The organism is Pseudoalteromonas luteoviolacea, from assembly GCF_000814765.1.
In the GTDB taxonomy this organism is placed as follows: domain Bacteria; phylum Pseudomonadota; class Gammaproteobacteria; order Enterobacterales; family Alteromonadaceae; genus Pseudoalteromonas; species Pseudoalteromonas luteoviolacea_H.
Genome location: NZ_JWIC01000010.1, coordinates 919,180 through 941,099 on the forward strand (window position 1 = coordinate 919,180; position 21,920 = coordinate 941,099).

Sequence of the window (21,920 nt, forward strand, 5' to 3'; positions counted from 1 at the left end):
CATTTTAAACTCAAGATGATAATGCCATAGTAAAACATGAAATAATGACGTATTAGGATAACTATGAAGGTGTATTTGGTCGGTGGTGCCGTCAGAGATGAATTACTCGGCAGACCTATTTTAGAGCGAGACTATGTCGTCGTTGGCGCGACAATCAGGGATATGCTAAAACTAGGCTATCAGCAAGTTGGCAAAGACTTTCCAGTGTTTCTACACCCAGAAAGTAAAGATGAACACGCTTTAGCGCGCACTGAGCGCAAACAAGGGCAAGGCTATACCGGCTTTATTTGTGATTTTGCACCAACCATTACCTTAGAAGATGATCTGATCCGCCGAGATCTCACCGTCAACGCCATTGCACAAGATGATCAAGGCAATTTGATCGACCCCTACCATGGCCAAACCGATCTAAAGAATAAGATCTTACGCCACGTCAGTGATGCCTTCAGCGAAGATCCTCTTAGGATCTTGCGTGTTGCAAGATTCGCCGCGCGCTATCACTACCTAGGATTTACCATAGCCGATGAAACCATGCAATTAATGACGAGTATGGTTCAAGCTGGTGAGCTTAATACCCTCACCAAGGAGCGAGTATGGATGGAAATTGAAAAATCACTCAAAGATGGCGCTATTCATATATTTTCCAGAGTGATTGCGGATCTGGATGCCCTACCATTTGTCACACCTTGGCAAACCAAGTGGGATCAACACAATGCTAATACATTGGCGGATCGGCTCAAACGCCTAGATCCACATAATGACACTTATTTGAGATCAGCGTTCAGTCTTTGGCAATATCAAGCGGATCTGAGCGAGTATAACCTCGAACAAGATCATAAGATCCCAAAAGCTTACGCTGACAGCTTACGTGATTTACAAGCAAATTTGCCTTTATTACAATCAGACGATTGGCAAGCAGACACCCTCATGACCATTCTAAATCAACTCGATGCATGGCGTCGTCCAGAACGATTAAGTGTCTTCATCAGCACAGTACGCGTCATTGATGACATCTGCGCCGCCAAAGCCCTTGTACTCAACAAGGCATATCAAGTAGCGAGTAATGTCAAAGCGAAAGAGGTCATTGAGTTAGGAGCAAAGGGGCCTGAAATCAAAGTAGAAATGGATAAGCTTAAACTAAAACGCATTGCATGTTTATTCAGTAAGCAATAGATTTCATCATTTTTGAATGACTCTCACACGAACTCATATATAAGCTCCCATGTACCTTATATTCTCCCTAGCCAAGGTATATGGGTGCCATGACATCCATTTAATATCAAGGCTGTCATTTGGTGAGTGCTTGTAGAATCATCAATTTAACAGACAAAAAAAGCAGCCACATAAAATGTGGCTGCGATAAAATAAGTTTTATAGCTGGCCACTACCGAGCGGCATGTTGTACTCTAAGTTGATTAGAATTCATTTCCCACATTACTGAAAATAAAGCGTCACGATTCCAACTACTCCCCACATAAAGAGGGGTTGAATATACTTTTATATTTTCATAATGCTGTAACTCCTCCTCTCTTACAAGCAGATCGCTATAATTGCGTCCTATAAGATAGCCATAGCCTTGATCAACAAAGAGCTCGATGTCGAAACCACTCCGAATTTGCATCGTATTATTGAACTCGGTATTAAATACATAGTCTTCACTCATATGCGTAATCAGTGTCAGGTCAGAGTTTAATAACTCGAAGTAATGCACATTCATGTTAGTTTTATCAATACCAGTGACAACAATGCCATTAGACAATGACACGGCTCCTTCAAGCGTATCGATTGAAATAACATCAGGGCTGATCCACTCATCTTTGAACTGTAAATCATTATTATAAAGTCTCACAACTAACTTGGATCCCACATGTGTTGCTACCGCAATGCCACCCGCTTGTTCTTCAGCGAGGTATTGAACATTAAATGGACTTCCCTCATGAGGTTCAATCAATACAACATTACTTATTTTTTGATCCTTTATTTCAGCGAGAAATTGATTATTGCTGTCTGCAAACTGACCCAATACAAATACGCGCTTGACCGTTTTAATTCCACCCAATCCAAATACGGGCTCATACGTTTCAATAACATCTATAAAACGATAGTTGAGTGTACCGTCCACCAATACTGAAGAGGTATTTTCAGAAATAACATCACCATTGCTATCCAGTTCAACCATCAATCCTGAAAAATGACCATTGACAGCATTTATAGTGTGACCAACCGCAAATAAATCCTTGCCATAACGCGTTATTAGTTTAACCAATTGTTGATTATCAGAAAGTTCAAGAGATTTATTAACAACTTCTTCGCCTACCACATTGACTTTAATGAACTGATTAGAGTTTTGCTTGGTATTGTCAGTAAAAATAACAAACTCATTTTTATTTAACTGAAAAACACTGGGTATAGGAGAGTTGGCATCTCTGATCTCCGGTATATCGATCGCAATATCAAATTTCCCAACCGAAAAGTCATAGGGAGCTGACCAGCCAGATGTATCGCCAGCAGTATCTACTTGCTGAATTACTATCGTATACTCGCCTGCAGGCATTTTCTTTGAAAGAGAAGTACCGGACTGTGTATCATAACTAAAATATCTATATTTCTTATTGAAAATCCACGCAGTGTAGCTCGTTGCATTATCTTCAGAAGTCCACTCGAAATGAACAAGAAACGTTCCATCCAATGGTTCCGCTTTTACCGAACTCATAGAAGGAGGCAAAGGTTTAGGTAAATGCAGTGGTTTTTCAGAAGACCACAATGACTGATGACCATATTGATTTGTAATTGAAGCACGCCAGCTAAAATTACCCGGTTTTAATCCATCAAAGATGATTTTGTGATTTTCCTTTGTCGATGGACTGATACTCTCTGATAGTTCATTAACTAATGAAATATTCAATACCGTATCATCACCTAACTCTGTGTGTTCGAAAACAAGCTGATAGCCGTCTTTAGATTTAGTAAATACGGGATCTGAGAAAGCGGGTAAGCTTGGTGGCAATATTGAGATTTCAGTAGCATCTGACCATGGACCAGCCCTGTTCTCTGAGTTAAAGGCTCTAAATCTGACTGAATAATTTCCTATAGCTAAATCAGGTAAGGTGGCTAATACGCCCGTGGTATTTACTTGTTTAGATTGACCATCCGTGTCCGTATATTCAATTTCGTAAGAAACAGCACCGTTGACAGCTACAACTTGTATAATGGCTTCATTTGTATCTTGTAAGGCTGAACCACCTACACTATTAAACTTTAGCAACTTAGCTATTTTTTCACTCATATTTACTGTAATGGCATCATCTAAAGTGTACGATTTACCATCCTTTGTCATTGCTTTGACAGTAAGGGTCAATGAAGGAGAGTTTGCCCAAAAATAATTTTCCCAATCAAAAATCCAGGGAGCTTGCGTAAGCTTTTGCACCTCTTCACCATCGACTAGTAGAATTAACTCTTGAACAAGTGAGCTTGGATCTGTGACATCAATCGAGATCTCTGTGTCGAGCTTTTCAATGTCTGCATTTTGCAACAGAGACAGCACTTTTAATTCAACTTGCTCAGAGCTAGATGACTGCCCAGCATTATTGTCCGTCTCAGTTGATGAGTCAGTTGATTTATCAGTTGATGTGTCAGTTGATTTATCAGTTGATGTGTCAGTTGATGTGTCAGTCGATGTGTCAGTCGATACTTCTGATACAACAGCCTGATTATCACTGTTTTGCATCGTTTCTTTATTATCGTCAGAGCTACCACACCCCACTAATGTCATTCCAATCAACGTATATAAAAATAAGTTTTTCTTGAACGGGATCATAATTTCTTCCATTTAATATCATGTTCAACACCGTACCTATTATAACAACACAAAAGCGATGTAAAAAAACAAATTATTTTAATTTTATAAAACGCCAAAAATAAAATAAAAAATGGCCTTGAAAAAGGTGAAAGTACTTTGCTTTTATTGTGTTATTTACAATTGCAGCATCAAGTGCATCATTCGAAAAAATCAGCCGTATAACGTAGATTATGAACCATGGCTATCGGCAACTTAAAATCGAAACACTTTTGCTTCTTTTCATGATAGCACTTTATATTTGATTTATATCGTTATCCTTTACAGTCCTTGAGTCTGTTTCTACACAAGAGTACTGAGGTAATAGTCCTATTAAGCATTCATTTAGTCCTTGCGTCTATGAAGCATAAAGGGTGATAAAAAACCTATCATTTATTTGCCACCTACTCATTTTTCACAACGAAATAAAAAACAAGTCGTTGAAATTTATAATCTTTTATATATCGCACTTAAAGCCTGAATTCAGATCAAGTATCTAGATCTGATTTCCATGTGGCCAACACAAACTTTTTTAGCCAGATATTTGATTAACTTAGTTAGAAATAAATCAGACCAGAATGACTAAACGAAAACATAAAGAACAGCCATCTTTATTCATTAAAAAATAATAAAAAAATAAGTAAATATTTAACCAACACAATCGCTTCCGGCAATAAAACCAGCAAATAAGATTTAATTACCCCGTTAGTTATTAACACACGAAATCAATGATTAACTTCCACACCCACCGTCATAAAAAAATCGATTCTAATAAAAGAATTATAAACCTAAAACCCATCCATTCTTTTAGGTTTAGAAGGCATTGTTTCATAAACAATTGAACAACCACCTCCTTGTATGTTTAGGGAAAAGAAAATAATGCAACACAATATAACCAAGACAATTAACAACTGTTCTGCCTTAGATCAGACATTAATACAACGTGCAAATATTATTATTTAGCTCGACAACGAGGCTCTTCAACAATAACAAACTGCTGAAAAACACGGCGTACGTGGCAGTTTAAATTAGACATTATCGAATCATTATCCTTGATTTCTCTGTACTAAATACCCAGATAGCCGGGTTGTTTTTGCCCAGAATGCGACTTCAAAGCAGCTCTTATCCAAGTTAATAACTATTCTTGCGTATATAGTGCACACGAGATCGAGCTTGGTGTCGCGCTGCCACCACTGCCTTGACTAAATACTGGCACAACATCAAAGTTTCTATAGTGAATATACTGAATTTCCGTGATACGCGCTTGCTCAAGGGCTTTCAGCCTTCGGAAAAGTGTCAATTGAGCACACTTCTTGCTTAATTTATATACACCCCACATAACTGTAAGGATATAGGCTATGAAAATTGTTGGTTCACACACAGTATACTCTCCCTCAATAAACCAACCCGATACGTCGAACACGAAAGGTGGCAATTCTCTGCCGCCTAGTGAGACAGAACAAGCAAGCAGGGCAAATACAGTAGATATGAATAACTTAGGATTAAATGAGCTCAATGCACTCATACAGTCAACGGGAGATGGCAGATTACTTTTTAGAATACCGCATAACACTTTTAAGTTGGTCAATGGTGAACTTCAAGGCTCACAATCCTCCAACTTTTTATCTCAAATTGAACAAGAAATCGCATTCGAGCAAAGTCAGGGTAAAGATACCAGCGAATTGGAGCAGTTTATGGAAATATTAAAAGGCTATCAAGGATACCCTCTCCAGCCTAGTATAGATGTTAAAGCTTAACTAGATACAAACTTAGTTAATGTAAATTGAATCGCTCCAGTAACCAAATGGTGACGCAATGGAGCTTGATGATACAGACAGCTGCCCATTTTGCGGACCAAAGAAATCATAATAATACAAAAAGCCAGTTACTGTTTGACCAACGCTACAATTGCTCAAATTACTCATCGAGCCACATAGGTTAACTGTTGAAGACGGGGCTTTACTCTGCCCTGCAAATGTTGCATTACCGGGATTACCATATCCATACTGAATAACCGCTACTCTGATTTGGTTCCCACCATGATCTCGGCTGGTGGATGACTGGTTACTAGAAACGGTTTCAAAGCCAATATTACTCGAGCCAACAGCATAGATCTCAAAATATTCTATACCGGAAGCTGGGCCCATGATATGAATATCCGAGGTCGAAAATTGTGCACTATCATTGTCGCCTGACAAGTCAATGTGTGACAAATCTAACGGGTTTTGCTTTTGAAAAGTATCAAACTCAAGTTGACTCGGCTGTTTAACTATCCCACCCTCAACATCAGCAGCAAATGAAAAAGCTGAAAGTAATACAGAGCTGGCAGCCAATACGGTTGTAAACACATTTTTTTTATTAAACATCATAATTTCCTTATTGTTAATTAACCAATAAAAACCTTACAGACTGTTCATTATTTGTTCAAACCCATAAAAGGAAATCATTATTCAATATTTTATAAAAAGTGCAATGCCCTTAACAACATCACAGCTTTCTTGCCTGATTAATTCCTAAAAAAGGGAAATCCACAGGTATTTACTGTTATTTTTATCGATTTAGAAGAAAATCAAAGAAGTGTATTACGAGGCCCTAAGAGTCTTCAAAAAAAGCCAGAAAAAGATAAAGTGCTGCGTCATTTTGCTACAAAAAACCCGGCAATCGCCGGGTTTTTAAATTCAGTAAGAAGTATTAATTACTTCTTTTTAACTGCTTTTTTGTTTGGAAGGTCAGTGATTGAACCTTCGAAGATTTCAGCAGCTAGACCGATTGACTCGTTCAGTGTTGGGTGAGCGTGGATAGTCAGTGCCACGTCTTCTGCGTCTGCACCCATCTCTACCGCTAGGCCGATCTCACCAAGCATTTCACCTGCGTTGATACCAACCATTGCACCACCGATAACGCGGCCTGACTCTTTATCAAAGATAAGCTTAGTTTGACCTTCAGTACGTGCTGAAGCAATTGCACGGCCAGATGCTGCCCACGGGAATACCGCAGTTTCAATCTTAAGACCTTGCTCTTTCGCTTCTTTCTCAGTTACACCAACCCATGCAATTTCTGGATCTGTGTAAGCGATTGAAGGGATACACTTAGGATCGAAGTAGTGCTTCTTACCAGAGATAACTTCTGCAGCAACGTGTGCTTCGTGTACCGCTTTGTGCGCAAGCATAGGCTGACCAACGATGTCACCAATCGCGAAGATATGGTCAACGTTTGTCTTCATTTGCTTGTCTGTGTTGATGAAGCCACGCTCATCAACTGCAACGCCCGCTTTGTCAGCGTCAAGTAGCTTACCGTTTGGTGTACGACCAACAGCAACCAATACTTTGTCGTAACGTACTTGTCCTTCAGGTGCTTGCTTACCTTCGAAAGAAACGTAAATACCGTCTTCTTTCGCTTCAACCGCAACTACTTTCGTAGAAAGCATTACGTTGAACTTGTTCTTAACGTACTTCTGGTAAACCTTGATGATGTCTTTGTCAGCAGCAGGTACTAGCTGATCAGCAAATTCAACAACGTCGATGTCTGAACCTAGCGCACGGTAAACAGTACCCATCTCAAGACCGATGATACCACCACCTAGTACAAGTAGTTTGCCAGGCACGTCTTTAAGCTCAAGTGCACCAGTTGAATCAATGATACGCTCATCTTGTGGGATGAACGGAAGGCTGACTGGTTGTGAACCTGCTGCAATGATCGCGTTATCAAACGTCACTGTCTTAGTGCCGTCAGCGCCTTCAACTGCGATAGTGTTAGACCCTGTGAATTTACCGTAACCGTTAACTACGTTAACTTTACGCATTTTAGACATACCAGCTAGGCCGCCAGTAAGTTGACCGATTACAGACTCTTTCCAAGTACGGATTTTATCTAAATCGATTTGTGGAGCACCGAAAGTTACACCGTGAGAAGCCATTTCAGCTGCATCGTCGATAACCTTAGCGACGTGAAGAAGTGCTTTTGAAGGAATACAACCTACGTTCAAGCAAACACCACCTAGGGTATCGCGAGATTCAATCAATGTAACATCTAAACCTAGGTCTGCTGCACGGAATGCTGCAGAGTAACCACCAGGACCACCGCCTAGTACAACAACTTGAGTTTTGATTTCGTTGCTCATGTTATTACCTTAACTATTATTCGAACGGGACTCTACTCAACTGAGTATCCGCACCCAATTTGCCTGCCGGTCGCCAAATTAGGGCAAATCCAACAGAGAGAGTTTTTTGTGCGCGAAAGTGTATCATTCGCACTCACTAATGTCCCGTCCAATTATCAGACAGGACACTAAAAATACAACAAAACCGCACAACTTAGGTTGGGCGGTTTTGATTCATCTTACATCACTAGCTGACGAATATCGCTCAGGTAGTTTGCAAGTGTCACAGTAAAGCGTGCTGCAAGCGCCCCGTCAATTACACGGTGGTCGTATGAACAGCTTAGCGGCACCATTAAGCGCGGCTCAAACTCTTTACCATTCCATTTCGGCTTCATCTCAGACTTAGATACACCTAAGATAGCCACTTCTGGCGCATTCACGATTGGCGTGAATGACGTCCCACCGATACCACCAAGGCTTGAGATTGTGAAACAACCGCCTTGCATGTCAGCAGCAGTCAGCTTACCGTCACGTGCTTTCTTAGACACTTCCATCAGTTCACGAGAAAGTTCGATGATGCCTTTTTTGTTCACGTCTTTGAATACCGGAACAACCAAGCCATTTGGCGTATCAACCGCGACACCGATGTTCACGTATTTCTTCAGAATTAGACTCTCACCGTCTTCTGATAGTGAAGAGTTAAACGTTGGGAACTCTTCAAGTGCTTTTGCAGCTGCTTTCATTACGAAGACCAATGGTGTGATTTTCACACCCATTTTCTTCTTCTCAGCCAGCACATTTTGCTCTTTACGGAACGCTTCTAGTGTCGTGATATCTGCTTCGTCAAACTGTGTAACATGCGGGATTTGTACCCAGTTACGGTGTAGGTTTGCACCAGAGATCTTTTGAATACGAGATAGCTTCTTCTCTTCAACTTCACCAAACTTGCTGAAGTCTACTTTTGGCCAAGGAATTAGACCCAGCTCGCCACCACCGGTGTTGCCACCTTTAGATAGCTGACCTGATTCAACTTGCTTCACTAGCTCTTTCACATAGTTCTGAACGTCTTCTTTAACAACACGGTTCTTACGACCGGTTGCTTTAACGCGCGCAAGGTTTACACCAAACTCACGTGCTAGACGGCGCACAACTGGTGATGCGTGTGCGTACTGATCGTTCGCAACAAATTCATCTTTTTGTGCAGATGCAGGGGCCGCTGCTGGAGCAGGTTTTGCCGCAGGAGCCGCTGCTGGCGCTGCGGTTGGTGCTGGCGCAGCCACAGGTGCTGCTGCCGCTGGTGCACTGCCTGCTGTTTCAAATACGAATATCAAAGAGCCTGTCGATACTTTATCGCCAGCATTTACTTTGATCTCTTTCACAGTACCTGCAAATGGTGCTGGTACTTCCATAGAAGCCTTATCGCCTTCTACTGTGATAAGCGACTGCTCTTCTTCGATTGAATCACCGACAGATACCATGATTTCAGTCACTTCAACTTCGTCACCGCCAATATCTGGTACGTGTACTTCTTTCGCTTCTGCTACCGCTGCTGCTGGTGCCGCCGCTGGCGCAGGTGCTGCTTCAACAGGTGCCGCTGCTGGCGCACTGCCTGCAACTTCAAATACGAATACCAAAGAACCTGTTGACACTTTACCGCCAACTTCCACTTTGATTTCTTTCACAGTACCTGCAAATGGCGCAGGTACTTCCATAGAAGCCTTATCGCCTTCTACGTTTAAGATTGACTGGTCAGCTTCAACGGCCTCGCCCACAGCAACCATGATCTCAGTGACTTCAACTTCGTCACCACCGATATCTGGTACGTGTACTTCTTTAAACTCTGCCGCAGCGAGTGCCGCAGGTGCTGGCGCTGCAGCAGGAGCCGCTGGCGCTTCTGCCGCAGCAGGTGCTTCTGCACCGGCTGCGTCAAAAATCATAATCAAAGACCCTGTTGAAACTTTATCACCTTCAACAACTTTGATTTCTTTAACCGTACCCGCAGCGGCTGCTGGCACTTCCATTGAAGCCTTATCGCCTTCAACTGTGATCAATGACTGATCCACTTCAACCGTGTCACCTACGCTAACTAGGAGCTCGGTTACTTCAACCTCATCGGCACCAATATCTGGAACATGAATTTCAATTGACATGTTTTTGCCTCTTATGCGTAAAGTGGGTTAGCTTTTGTTGTGTCGATATCAAATTTCTTGATAGCGTCAGCAACAACTGATTTTTCAACTTTGCCCTGTTGAGCAAGTTCGTTAAGTGCAGCAACAACCACATAACCTGCGTTCACTTCGAAGTGACGACGTAAGTTTTCACGGCTGTCTGAACGACCGTAACCGTCAGTACCTAGTACCTTGTAAGAGCTGCTTGGCATGAATGCACGTACTTGATCTGCATAGTTCTTCATGTAGTCAGTCGCGGCAATCGCTGGAGACTCACCAAGTACAGTTGCAATGTAAGGGACTTTTGCATCCGCTTCTGGGTTAAGCATATTGAAACGTTCAGCGTCTTGACCGTCACGTGCTAGCTCGTTGAATGACGTTACAGAGAATACATCTGAACCAATGCCGTATTCTTCGCTTAGGATTGCACCCGCTTTACGTACTTCGTTCAAGATTGTGCCTGAACCCATAAGTTGTACGTGTGCTTTCTCACCTGCGTTTGACTCAAGCTTATAGATACCTTTACGGATACCTTCTTCAGCGCCTTCAGGCATTGCTGGCTGGTGATAGTTTTCGTTCATCAGCGTTAGGTAGTAGAACACGTTTTCTTGCTCTGGACCGTACATACGACGGATACCATCTTGCAAGATAACCGCCACTTCAAATACGAACGTTGGGTCGTAAGAAATACAGTTAGGAATCGTGCCTGCTTGAATGTGCGAGTGACCATCTTCGTGCTGTAGACCTTCACCGTTTAGCGTTGTACGACCTGCTGTAGCACCTAATAGGAAACCACGTGCTTGTTGGTCGCCCGCCATCCACGCCATGTCGCCAACACGTTGGAAACCGAACATAGAGTAGTAGATGTAGAATGGGATCATCGGTAGGTCATTTGTGCTGTATGACGTTGCAGCAGCAACCCATGAAGACATTGCACCTAGCTCGTTGATACCTTCTTGAAGTACCTGACCTGATGTTGCTTCTTTGTAGTAAGAAACGATGTCGCGGTCTTGAGGTGTGTAGTTCTGACCGTGTGGGTTATAGATACCGATTTGACGGAATAGACCTTCCATACCGAAAGTACGCGCTTCATCCGCAATGATTGGTACGATGTTTTTGCCAACACCCTTGTCTTTTAACAAGATGTTGAGTGCACGTACGTAACCCATTGTGGTTGAGATATCACGCTTTTGCTCTTCAAGTAGCGGCTTGAACTGCTCCAATTTTGGTAGCTCAAGTGCTTGTGTGAAGTTAGGTAGACGCTGTGGCGTGTAACCGTGTAGCGCTTTACGGCGTGCGTGTAAGTATTCGTACTCTGCAGAGCCTTCTTTAAGCGTTAGGTAAGGTAAGTTTACAATTTCTTCGTCAGAAACCAGATCTTCTAGACCTAGACGTGAACGCAAGTGCTCAACGCTAGACATGTCCATTTTCTTAACTTGGTGTGCAATGTTTTTACCTTCCGCAGCTTCACCCATGCCGTAACCTTTTACAGTCTTAGCTAGGATAACTGTTGGACGACCTTTTTCATCTTGCGCCGCTTTATAAGCTGCGTATAGTTTAGATGTATCATGGCCACCACGCTTAAGTGCGAAGATTTCATCATCCGTCATATCAGCAACAAGTGCTGCTGTCTCTGGGTAACGACCAAAGAAGTGCTCACGTACATACGCGCCATCTTTCGCTTTGTATGTCTGGTAATCACCGTCGATTGTTTCGTTCATGAGCTGAAGAAGCTTACCAGTTGTGTCTTTCGCTAGTAGCGTATCCCAACCTGAACCCCAAACCACTTTGATCACGTTCCAACCAGCACCTTTAAATAGGCCTTCAAGTTCTTGAATGATCTTACCGTTACCCATTACTGGGCCGTCAAGACGCTGTAGGTTACAGTTGATCAGATAGCATAGGTTATCTAGCTTCTCACGCGCTGCAAATGAGATTGCACCACGTGATTCTGGCTCATCCATCTCACCATCACCTAGGAACGCGTATACGCGCTGTTCGTTAGTCTCTTTCAGACCACGACCTTCTAGGTACTTAAGGAAACGTGCTTGATAAATTGATGCGATTGGACCAAGACCCATAGATACTGTTGGGAATTGCCAGAACTCAGGCATCAATTTAGGGTGAGGGTATGAAGAGATACCTTTACCGTCTACTTCTTGGCGGAAGTTATCTAACTGCTCTTCAGTTAAACGACCTTCAAGGAATGCACGTGCGTAGATACCCGGTGAAATATGACCTTGGTAATAAACTAAATCACCACCGTCCTTCTCGTTTGGCGCACGGAAGAAGTGGTTGAAACACATTTCATAAAATGCTGCTGAAGACTGGTAAGACGCCATGTGGCCGCCTAACTCTAGGTCTTTTTTAGACGCACGAAGTACGATCATGATCGCATTCCAACGTACGATAGAGCGGATACGGCGTTCAATCGTGGTATCACCAGGGTATGCTGGTTCTTGGCCTGCCGGAATGGTATTTACATAGTTTGTAGTAATACCTGTAGGCATGTCCACGCCATCTAGGCGGGCTTGCTCTAGCACTTGCTCAAGTAAGAATTGCGCACGTTCTACGCCTTCTTCTTTAACAACTGACTCAAGCGCTTGTAACCACTCTTGGGTTTCTAACGCGTCAACGTCAAACTTATTGACTTCAGACATATGGAGTGTTCCTTATGTTTTAAATGCAAATTTATTCAATGCGTCAATGACGCAATCAAGCATAATTGCTCGATTTTGCTTAAAAGACCGAATTTACCTAACTTATTGCTGCTTAGTGCGACGCAAACTCCGCTCAATGCGAGAGCGTTCTCTACCCGCTTCAAGTAATGCTTCTTCGATGAAGGCTAGGTGTGCGTTACTCGCAAGCCTTGCCTTTTCCGGATCCCCTTGGATCACGGCATCCATCAATACCGCTCGGTGCTGTGCAAGCTGTTCGCTCACATCTGACTTTTGCACCAACACGGTTAAGTTCTGCAATACATTTTGCTCAAGTAACGTTTGCATTCCTCTCACAAGATGCAGTAACACCACATTATGTGACGCTTCTGCTACAGTGAAATGAAACGCATTGATTGCTTTGGCTTTTAGGGCTAAATCATCCCCCACCTCGGCGATATTGTCGTAGCTTTGCTTAACTTTATCCATGTCATTGTCTGTGCCTCGAAGCGCAGCATAATATGCTGCGATACCTTCTAGGGCATGACGGAATTCAAGTAAGTCAAACTGAGACTCAGGGTGTTTACTGATCAAGTCAAAAAGTGGATCAGTTAATCCTTCTTCTAGCTGATTTTTAACGTATGTACCGCCACCTTGGCGACGCGTCACTAACCCTTTGGCTTCGAGTTTTTGAATCGCCTCTCTTAACGACGGGCGGGATACTTCAAACTGCTTAGCAAGCTCTCGTTCAGGAGGAAGCTTTTCACCAGGAAGCAATGATCCTTCTAAAATCATGTTTTCCAATTGCTCTAAAATCACATCCGAGAGTTTCGCAGCTTTAATCTTCAAAGACATTGATAACACGCCAGTTTGGGTTATATCCACCAGCTAAGCCAGAAGTCCCTACGTTACATCGTAAGTCTTTAAAACTTAGCAATATTTACTTAATCATTTAGTATATTGTGACCAGTCAGGTAAATTGGTCATACCAAATTTGGACAATAAGTTATCAAAATCAAGCTCGGCTGTCAAAATTACACCTTTTCATCGCTTTTAATATCCTTTTTTTGACATCCATTCAGATTAAACTTTATACAATTAAAAATGATTGCAAAGAAAAATAAAAATGGTCAGACCAGAACAGAAAGATAACAGCGCAATTAAAATAAAATGACAATGAGGAAAAAGGGGAGATAACAAAATAGGCAGAGGGTTAAGCTATGCATAACAAGGGGAGGAAGCTGTCCTAATCAACGTCAAGGTGAACAACTTCTCGTCAGATTTACACTCTTTACATAAATAAGTCCCTCTTCTTCGCTTGTTATATTTTTAGCTATCGCCTTAGAACCTTTTTTAGATACAAACTTCCAGCCTGATTATGCACGAAGAGAGTTAAGGGGCGGTACTGTCAGAAAATACAGGAGCTGTAATAAAGATCCCTCACATATGGCAGCATCTGCTTGCTCTACTACTTTTGGTTTTCCATGAATGGCCACCCCTAAGTCAGCTGCCGCCATCATCACCAGATCATTGGCACCATCACCGATAGCAAGCGTTTGCCCCGAACTGACCTTGTAGCGCTCACGTAGGGTATTTAATACTTCCGCTTTTCTCTCAGCATCTACAATGTCCCCAATCACTCGACCAGTGAGCTGTTGACCATCGATTTCTAATGTATTGGCATATACATGATCCAATAACAACTTATCCTGTAATGCTTCGGCAAACCAAGTGAACCCACCTGATGCAATCGCCAAACGCCAATGGTGTGCCTTTAACAACTCACACAGCGGCTTAATCCCCATCATTAATGGTAAATCATCTTTAAGCGGTGAGATCAAACCCAATTCTATCCCTTGTAATTTGGCTACCCGTTTATGCAGACTCTCACTGAAAGCTAACTTGCCAGCCATCGCTTCAGCGGTGACTGAAGCCACTTCATCATACACATCAGCTAAGCGGGCAATTTCATCAATACACTCAATTTCGATTGCTGTAGAGTCCATATCCATTACCAATAACCCAGGCATGTCTAGTTGAGGCAAGTTTGATAGTATGGCACCTTGGCAACCTAGCTTTTTTGCCGCCTGACGAATATCTGATTTAGGTAACTCGCCAGCAGGTAGCCCAGCTTTGATGGCTACGCCAATGGGTAAGTCAGGATGAGCTCGATAGACACAAACTGCATGCGTTTCGATATCAAGTGATGTCAACGCGTCTAAAAATATCTTAAGCGTCTCGCCTGTGACGTTGGCACCAAATAAAACGATATGATGTGCGGCTTTCTCTGCGAACACCTCCCCTTTCTCAGCTTGGGCATTTTCAAATTCATACCACTTTGATAAGGTAAGTTGATTTTCAACAGGGCGGACATCAAGTTGGTCGACATCTATCATATTTTGCATTGGCATTGAGCACTCCTCATATCGGTATACGCTCTTTTTAACATCTAATGAAAATAATGTCAGCCAACAAGCTGTAACTATGAAAAATACACAAGCAAACACTTTTTTAAAGTCATCAAAAAGTAAACGATTGCTGAGGCTAATTATTGCTGCGGGCTGTTTACTTGCATTATTGTGGATTGCGACCAATACCAGCTTCCGTTCCCACCAGTTACTGCACACCAACGCCAATCACACAGGTCAAAGTCTAATAAAACAGTTTGCACTCAATGTAGTAGAACCACTGACTCGTATGGATACGCCTAGACTCCGAATGTTAAGCAATCATTTAGCCAGTGATGAATACGTACTATCAGTCGCAATCTACAATCAAAAAGGACAATTTATTATTGGTAATGATGGTATAACACAAGCACCCGAATTCAATGGGCTACCAGATGGCCTTGCAGGGATAAATCCAAGTAAAGATGCCATTGTGAGTAAAATTGAAGATAATGAACGCACTATCGGCTTTGTTAGTATCGAGTACTTGACAGACGCAGCGATGAGTGAAAGTCACAAGCACTTTCATCAGCTAGGACGCATTGTGTTGTTAATGCTCATTATCGTTGGCGTTTTTACTTGGCAAATTGGCCGAGCGCTGACACGTCGCGATGTTAAAAAACACATTATCCAAGACGAACAAAAGCAGGATATAAACGATCGGGAGTAAGCCGATATCGGCTAGTATGCTCACGAACAACCCAATCAAGTTAAATTAAAAACACCACATGTCGCCACATATAATGTTTGGGCAACTTCTTCTTCGGGCTCACTTCTCAGCTGGCAAACCTGAGTAAAAATATCTATCAAACGGGCAGGCACATTGACTTGGCCTTGGAAGCCCAAAATCGGCATCGATGGAGCATCCGTTTCTAAAACAAAACTTGATAACGGTAAACGACTCACAACGTCTCGAGTCTTGTTAGCCCGCGGATAGGTAATTGTGCCACCTAGCCCCAACTTGAAGCCTAACTTGACGTAGTACTCTGCTTGTTGAAGTGAGCCTGAAAATGCATGGATCACGCCACCGAATTGGGGAGGAACTTGCTTAAAAGCCTGAGCAATTAAATGGTGGCTTTGACGGTGATGAACAATGAGCGGCAAGCCTAATTGATTAGCCAGCTTAATATGTTCTTTAAATAATACTTGTTGCAGCGCTAAATCATCACAATGACTATCGATGCCACACTCACCAATGGCGACCAGCTTAGCTTTATGTTGCTCTGCCAGCGCAATCAGCTGTGGCATGTCTTCTACACTGCGTGCAGTCAAAAAGTACGGATGTAAGCCAAATGCAATATGACAACTTGGGTGTTGCTGTTGAAACGCCAGTAAGCTTTCACTTTGTACAAGTGATATACCTGGCACCACAAACCGCTCAATGCCAGACGCTGAAGCATCTGACATATATTCAGTTAAGTTACCGGCTAGCTCGTCAAAATCTAGGTGACAATGACTGTCTATAAAGCGCATTTACGGATTTAAACGTTCAATCGACCAACTATCATCAGCTTGTTTGACGTACATAAAACGATCATGTAAGCGATGCTCTCCCCCTTGCCAAAACTCGATCTTATGAGGTTCGACACAGTATCCGCCCCAAAAATCAGGTAGAGGAATGTCTCCCTTGGCAAATTTACTTTTCATGCCTTCAAAAGTTTGCATTAATGCCTGTCTAGATGACACGGGACGAGATTGCTGAGATGCCCATGCCGCCAATTGGCTTTCTTTTGGACGTGACAAAAAGTACTTAGCAACTGCCGCTGTACTCAAAGGCTTGGCTTCACCATAAACAATCACCTGACGCTCAATCGCATGCCATGGAAAGTGCAATGAGATTTTGTTGTTTGCAGACAAGTCCTGTGCTTTTTTTGAACCTGTATTAGTAAAAAATACAAACCCATTTTGATCAAGGTTTTTAAGTAATACGATGCGCTGTGAAGGCTGACCCTCATTATCAACCGTGGCGACCACCATCGCGGTCGGATCTGCACTGAATTTTGCTTCAACCGCTTGCTTCAACCAAATCTCAAATTGCTCAATGGGGTTATCTTGCAATGTTTCTCGGCGCAGTCCACCTTGTACATATTCTCTGCGTATGTCATCTAATTTCATCTTGGCGATTCCTTAGCATTTTTAAACAACTTCACTCTGTCACCAAAAGGAGTGATATGTAAATAAAAAGCCGCCTTAAATGGCGGCTTTTTAGCATTAAAAGTATTCGAACTTACATTTGTTCCATTACTTCAATGCCCAATAAATCTAAGCCAGTATGCAGTGTTTTAGCCACTAGGTTACAAAGAACCAAACGACTTTCACGCGCTTGCTCGGTCACGTCGTCTTTCAGGATAGGACATGCCTCATAGAAAGACATATATAAACTCGCTAGCTCATATAAGTAACCACATAATACGTGTGGTGTCGCTTCATTGATCATCAGGTCAAGTACTTCTTCTAATTGTAACAGCTTCAGTGCCAGTGCTTTTTCTTGTGGCTCTGTGATAGCGATATTACCAGCCAAGGTTGCACTATCCACATTTGCTTTACGGAAGATGCTTTTAACACGTGTATATGCATATTGAAGATACGGTGCTGTTGCGCCTTCAAAGCTCAACATCGTATCCCAGTTAAAGATGTAATCACTGGTGCGATGCTTTGATAAATCGGCATATTTAACCGCGCCAATGCCCACTTTACGTGCGATCTCTGCACGGGCTTCCTCTGACAGTTCAGACGCTCGCTCAGCCAGTTTATCAGACGCGCGGCCAACCGCTTCATCCAACAAATCTGCAAGTTTAATCGTACCACCAGTACGGGTTTTAAATGGCTTGCCATCATCTCCCATCATGGTACCGAACAAGCTTGGCTCATAGCTGGTTTTGTCCTGCAATAAACCGGCTTTACGCGCAGTGATCTCTACTTGATTAAAGTGCAGGCCCTGACGTGCATCCACAAAAATCAAGATACGGTCAACATCAAGCTCGTTTGAGCGATAATCACACGCCGCTAAATCTGTTGTAGAGTATAAAAAACCACCACCGGATTTTTGCACGATAAATACCGATGGTTCGCCATCTTTATTTGCCAGTTCATCAAGGAATACCACTTGTGCTCCTTGATCCTCTACCGCAATGCCTTTTTCTTTGAGTAGTTCGATCACACCATTAAGACGCGCGTTATATGCACTCTCTGCTTTGATGTCTTCACGGCCAAGGGTTACATTCAGCTTTTGGTAGACTTCTTCAGAGTGTTTTACTGAGGTATCGATGAATAGCTGCCACAATTTTTCACAGTGCGTATCACCACCTTGTAATTTCACAACATAGTCACGGGCTTTATCAGCAAAACCGGCTTCATCATCAAAGCGTTTTTTCGCATCACGGTAAAAACTTTCTAAATCAGCCAGTGCCACCGCTTCCAGATCAATACCTTGCTCAAGTAAATCTTCAAGGTGCGCGATCAACATACCAAACTGCGTGCCCCAGTCACCCATATGGTTTTGACGGATCACGTTATCACCTCTGAATTCAAGGGCACGCACAACGGCATCACCAATGATGGTCGAACGCAAATGACCAACGTGCATTTCTTTTGCCAGGTTTGGCGATGAATAATCCACAATGACTTTATGCGGTGTGGTGTGCTCAGCAACACCTAATTTAGCGTCTTGATTAGCCGCTTCTAAGCTGGATGATAAAAACTCAGGCTTAAGGTGAATATTGATAAAACCTGGGCCTGCAATTTCAGTTTTTGCAGCAACATCGTCGATATCTAAGTTATCAATGATCTTCTGTGCAACTTCACGCGGATTCGTTTTAAGTGCTTTCGCGGCGCCCATGGCACCATTAATTTGGTAATCACCAAATTGCGGGCGAGTAGATTGTGTGACCGCAGGGTTTGTGCCTTCTGGAATGCCCGCAGCTTGCATCGCTGCATTGGCTTTTTCAATTAATAGAGTTTTGATATTCATTTTTTATCCTGTGATCCTTGCCAGCCGTTAAACCAGCAAGGTTAAATTCAATTTAAGCGCTTATTAGTGTTCACGTGTATGGTGGAACTTAACGTCAGGATAGCGTTCCATTGACAAGTTTAAGTTTACACGGCTAGGTGCAATGTAAGTTAAGTTATCACCCCCATCAAGGGCCAAGTTTGCTTCGCACTTGCGTTTAAACTCAGCCATCTTCTTATCGTCGTCACACGTCACCCAACGGGCTGTTTGTACCGCTACGCTTTCGTAAATTGCATCTACGTTGTATTCAGCTTTTAAGCGTGCTACTACCACATCAAACTGAAGCACACCGACCGCACCTACGATTAAGCTGTTATTTTGTAGTGGTCTAAATACCTGTACCGCACCTTCTTCTGACAACTGCACAAGGCCTTTTAACAACTGCTTTTGTTTCAGCGGATCTTTTAAACGAATGCTACGGAATAATTCTGGCGCGAAATTTGGAATACCGCTGAATTTCAGCTTCTCACCTTGCGTGAAGGTGTCACCAATTTGGATTGTACCGTGGTTGTGCAAACCAATGATGTCACCAGCGTATGCCTCTTGAGCGCGCTCACGGTCGCCCGCCATAAAGGTTACCGCGTCGGAGATACTGACTTTTTTGCCAATACGTACATGGTCCATCTTCATGCCTTGCGTATATTTACCCGATACAATACGCATAAAGGCAATACGGTCACGGTGTTTGGGGTCCATATTCGCTTGAATTTTGAATACAAAGCCTGAGAACTTTTCTTCTTCAGCTTTTACTTCACGCTCATCAGTTTGACGTGGCATAGGCGTTGGCGCCCACTCTGTTAAACCGTCAAGCATATGGTCAACACCAAAGTTACCTAATGCTGTACCAAAATAAACGGGGGTTAGCTCACCCGATAAAAATAACTCATGATCAAACTCATTGGATGCGCCGATCACCAACTCTAGCTCTTCACGAAGCTGCTCGGCTAACTCTTCACCGATTTCGGCATCTAGTTCTGGATTGTCTAAGCCCTTAATGATGCGTTTTTCTTGAATAGTATGGCCTTGGCCCGTTGCGTATAAAATCGTCTCATCACGATGAATGTGGTACACACCTTTAAACTCTTTACCACAACCAATTGGCCAAGTGATAGGTGCACACATGATATTCAGTTCTGTTTCGACTTCGTCCATTACTTCCATTGGATCACGGATGTCACGGTCCAGCTTATTCATGAAAGTCACGATAGGCGTGTCACGTAAGCGAGTAACTTCCATTAATTTACGTGTTCTATCCTCAACACCTTTTGCCGCATCAATGACCATTAGACATGAGTCAACAGCAGTCAGTGTACGATAAGTATCTTCAGAAAAGTCTTCGTGTCCCGGAGTATCTAGTAGGTTTACCAATGAATCATTATACGGGAACTGCATCACCGAGGTTGTTACCGAGATACCACGCTCTTTTTCCATTTCCATCCAGTCAGATTTTGCGTGCTGATTTGAACCGCGACCTTTTACCGTACCGGCTTTTTGTAACGCCTTTCCGAATAAAAGTACTTTCTCTGTAATGGTGGTTTTACCCGCATCCGGGTGAGAAATAATGGCAAAAGTACGGCGAAGCGATACTTCTTGCTGGATACTGTTGTTTGACATTGAAAACTCTACTTTTGGCTTATCTGAGTGTGACTATTCACTGATAACACTCGGCTGTGAACACATATCCGCGTATTGTCTCTGATCCTGACTATTTAAACAACTTATCGGCGTATAATTTGCCGATAAACTACCACATTCTTTACATTCAGTGTGCGACGCTCACGGTTTCCCCCCCATATCGTGCGTTTTAACCCCCATACATGTCATATCGCCATGTTCTGTCACAATACCTCTATACACTCCATACCAAAAGTCACTATACAATTTTGCTTAAATTGTTAGGATAAACGCTATTAATCAATAATAAAAAAGCCACATGACGCCAAAGTTATTTTTAATCCCAAAACCTAACCCTCAGGCCACCATGCGCCTGTTTTGCTTCCCATACGCAGGGGGATCACCGAGCATTTTCATGTCATGGTTAAGTCAACTCCCTACTCACATCGAGGTGGTGCTGATCCAACTCCCCGGACGAGGTGCGCGTTTAATGGAAACGCCTTACAATAAAATGAATCAAACAATTGCCGAGCTCATGCAGCACAGTGATTTCATTACACAAAAACCTTGTGTGTTTTTCGGTCATAGCTTGGGGAGTCGAGTCGCCTATGAATTAGCACTCACATTACACAAGCATCACGACACATTGCCACTTCAATTAATTGCCTCAGGGAGTCGAGCGCCGCATCTCAAAGGTCACAAGGCACCGATTTATCATTTACCTGACGCCGAATTTATCGCGGAACTGCGAGACCTAAATGGCACACCGAAAGAAGTACTGGATAATGCAGAACTCATGGAACTATTTTTACCTTTACTAAGGGCCGATTTTGAAATCGCGGATTGCTTCCAAGCAGAACAATCCCCCTTGCCCATGCCTATCAATGTTTTATATGGTCATGATGATATCGATGTCACATCTGAAATGGTTGATGCTTGGCAAGACTTATCTGCTTTACCTATCACTCAACATGCATTCAATGGGGGGCATTTCTTTATCAATACACACAGTGAACAAGTGATAGCCACGGTTTCAAAACTGATTAATACGAATTAATACCTACTTCTTCCAAAGGCCCTCTTGGGCCTTT

At 42.8% G+C, this 21,920-nt stretch carries 16 protein-coding genes; 4 read left to right on the forward strand and 12 right to left on the reverse strand.

Features of this window, described 5'->3' with window-relative positions; genetic code table 11:
• The first annotated feature begins 63 nt into the window (after positions 1-63).
• Positions 64-1,173: a tRNA nucleotidyltransferase gene (locus tag JF50_RS25635; protein WP_039612073.1), complete on the forward strand. Its 1,110-nt coding sequence runs from the start codon at positions 64-66 to the stop codon at positions 1,171-1,173.
• A 211-nt stretch (positions 1,174-1,384) separates the two neighbouring features.
• On the opposite strand, the gene JF50_RS25640 is transcribed toward JF50_RS25635, so the two are convergent.
• Together JF50_RS25640 and JF50_RS27305 are read right to left on the reverse strand one after the other, a co-directional pair.
• Positions 1,385-3,817 (reverse strand): hypothetical protein, encoded by a 2,433-nt coding sequence (locus JF50_RS25640; protein WP_039612074.1) that lies wholly within the window; start codon positions 3,815-3,817, stop codon positions 1,385-1,387.
• 1,156 nt (positions 3,818-4,973) lie between these two features.
• The gene (locus JF50_RS27305) at positions 4,974-5,135 is read right to left on the reverse strand and encodes a hypothetical protein (RefSeq protein ID WP_160290514.1); all 162 of its coding nucleotides are present in this window, start codon (positions 5,133-5,135) and stop codon (positions 4,974-4,976) included.
• Between the two features lie 58 nt (positions 5,136-5,193).
• Here JF50_RS27305 and JF50_RS25650 point away from each other — a divergent pair, with 58 nt between their 5' ends.
• Entirely contained in the window at positions 5,194-5,592 is a 399-nt protein-coding gene (locus JF50_RS25650) for a hypothetical protein (RefSeq protein ID WP_039612076.1), read from the forward strand.
• A gap of 12 nt (positions 5,593-5,604) precedes the next feature.
• Here JF50_RS25650 and JF50_RS26535 read toward each other — a convergent pair whose 3' ends face one another.
• The 6 genes from JF50_RS26535 to serB all read right to left on the reverse strand — a co-directional run bounded on the left by JF50_RS26535 (position 5,605) and on the right by serB (position 15,164).
• On the reverse strand, positions 5,605-6,204 hold the full coding sequence (locus JF50_RS26535) for a DUF4879 domain-containing protein (RefSeq protein ID WP_080760356.1): 600 nt from the start codon (positions 6,202-6,204) through the stop codon (positions 5,605-5,607).
• 326 nt (positions 6,205-6,530) lie between these two features.
• A complete protein-coding gene (gene lpdA, locus JF50_RS25660) occupies positions 6,531-7,955 on the reverse strand; it encodes a dihydrolipoyl dehydrogenase (RefSeq protein WP_023400801.1) in 1,425 nt (474 codons plus the stop codon).
• 218 nt (positions 7,956-8,173) lie between these two features.
• Positions 8,174-10,084, reverse strand: a complete 1,911-nt coding sequence (gene aceF, locus JF50_RS25665; RefSeq protein WP_039612077.1) for a pyruvate dehydrogenase complex dihydrolipoyllysine-residue acetyltransferase — start codon at positions 10,082-10,084, stop codon at positions 8,174-8,176.
• 11 nt (positions 10,085-10,095) lie between these two features.
• Positions 10,096-12,762, reverse strand: a complete 2,667-nt coding sequence (gene aceE, locus JF50_RS25670) for a pyruvate dehydrogenase (acetyl-transferring), homodimeric type (protein WP_039612078.1) — start codon at positions 12,760-12,762, stop codon at positions 10,096-10,098.
• A gap of 102 nt (positions 12,763-12,864) precedes the next feature.
• Entirely contained in the window at positions 12,865-13,614 is a 750-nt protein-coding gene (pdhR, locus tag JF50_RS25675) for a pyruvate dehydrogenase complex transcriptional repressor PdhR (RefSeq protein WP_039612079.1), read from the reverse strand.
• Between the two features lie 521 nt (positions 13,615-14,135).
• A complete protein-coding gene (serB, locus tag JF50_RS25680) occupies positions 14,136-15,164 on the reverse strand; it encodes a phosphoserine phosphatase SerB (RefSeq protein ID WP_039612230.1) in 1,029 nt (342 codons plus the stop codon).
• A gap of 79 nt (positions 15,165-15,243) precedes the next feature.
• Between serB and JF50_RS25685 the strand changes: the two genes are divergently transcribed.
• Positions 15,244-15,876 (forward strand): AhpA/YtjB family protein, encoded by a 633-nt coding sequence (locus JF50_RS25685; RefSeq protein ID WP_039612080.1) that lies wholly within the window; start codon positions 15,244-15,246, stop codon positions 15,874-15,876.
• A gap of 35 nt (positions 15,877-15,911) precedes the next feature.
• Here JF50_RS25685 and JF50_RS25690 read toward each other — a convergent pair whose 3' ends face one another.
• From JF50_RS25690 to prfC, 4 genes are all read right to left on the reverse strand, one after another.
• Complete coding sequence (locus JF50_RS25690; protein ID WP_039612081.1) at positions 15,912-16,679, reverse strand: TatD family hydrolase; 768 nt, start codon at positions 16,677-16,679, stop codon at positions 15,912-15,914.
• A complete protein-coding gene (gene pdxH / locus JF50_RS25695; protein WP_039612082.1) occupies positions 16,680-17,321 on the reverse strand; it encodes a pyridoxamine 5'-phosphate oxidase in 642 nt (213 codons plus the stop codon).
• 112 nt (positions 17,322-17,433) lie between these two features.
• Positions 17,434-19,176, reverse strand: coding sequence for an arginine--tRNA ligase (argS, locus tag JF50_RS25700; protein WP_039612083.1), 1,743 nt, complete (start codon positions 19,174-19,176; stop codon positions 17,434-17,436).
• Between the two features lie 63 nt (positions 19,177-19,239).
• The gene (prfC, locus tag JF50_RS25705) at positions 19,240-20,829 is read right to left on the reverse strand and encodes a peptide chain release factor 3 (RefSeq protein WP_039612084.1); all 1,590 of its coding nucleotides are present in this window, start codon (positions 20,827-20,829) and stop codon (positions 19,240-19,242) included.
• A gap of 367 nt (positions 20,830-21,196) precedes the next feature.
• Here prfC and JF50_RS25710 point away from each other — a divergent pair, with 367 nt between their 5' ends.
• Entirely contained in the window at positions 21,197-21,886 is a 690-nt protein-coding gene (locus JF50_RS25710) for a thioesterase II family protein (RefSeq protein ID WP_268747847.1), read from the forward strand.
• Positions 21,887-21,920 lie beyond the last annotated feature (34 nt).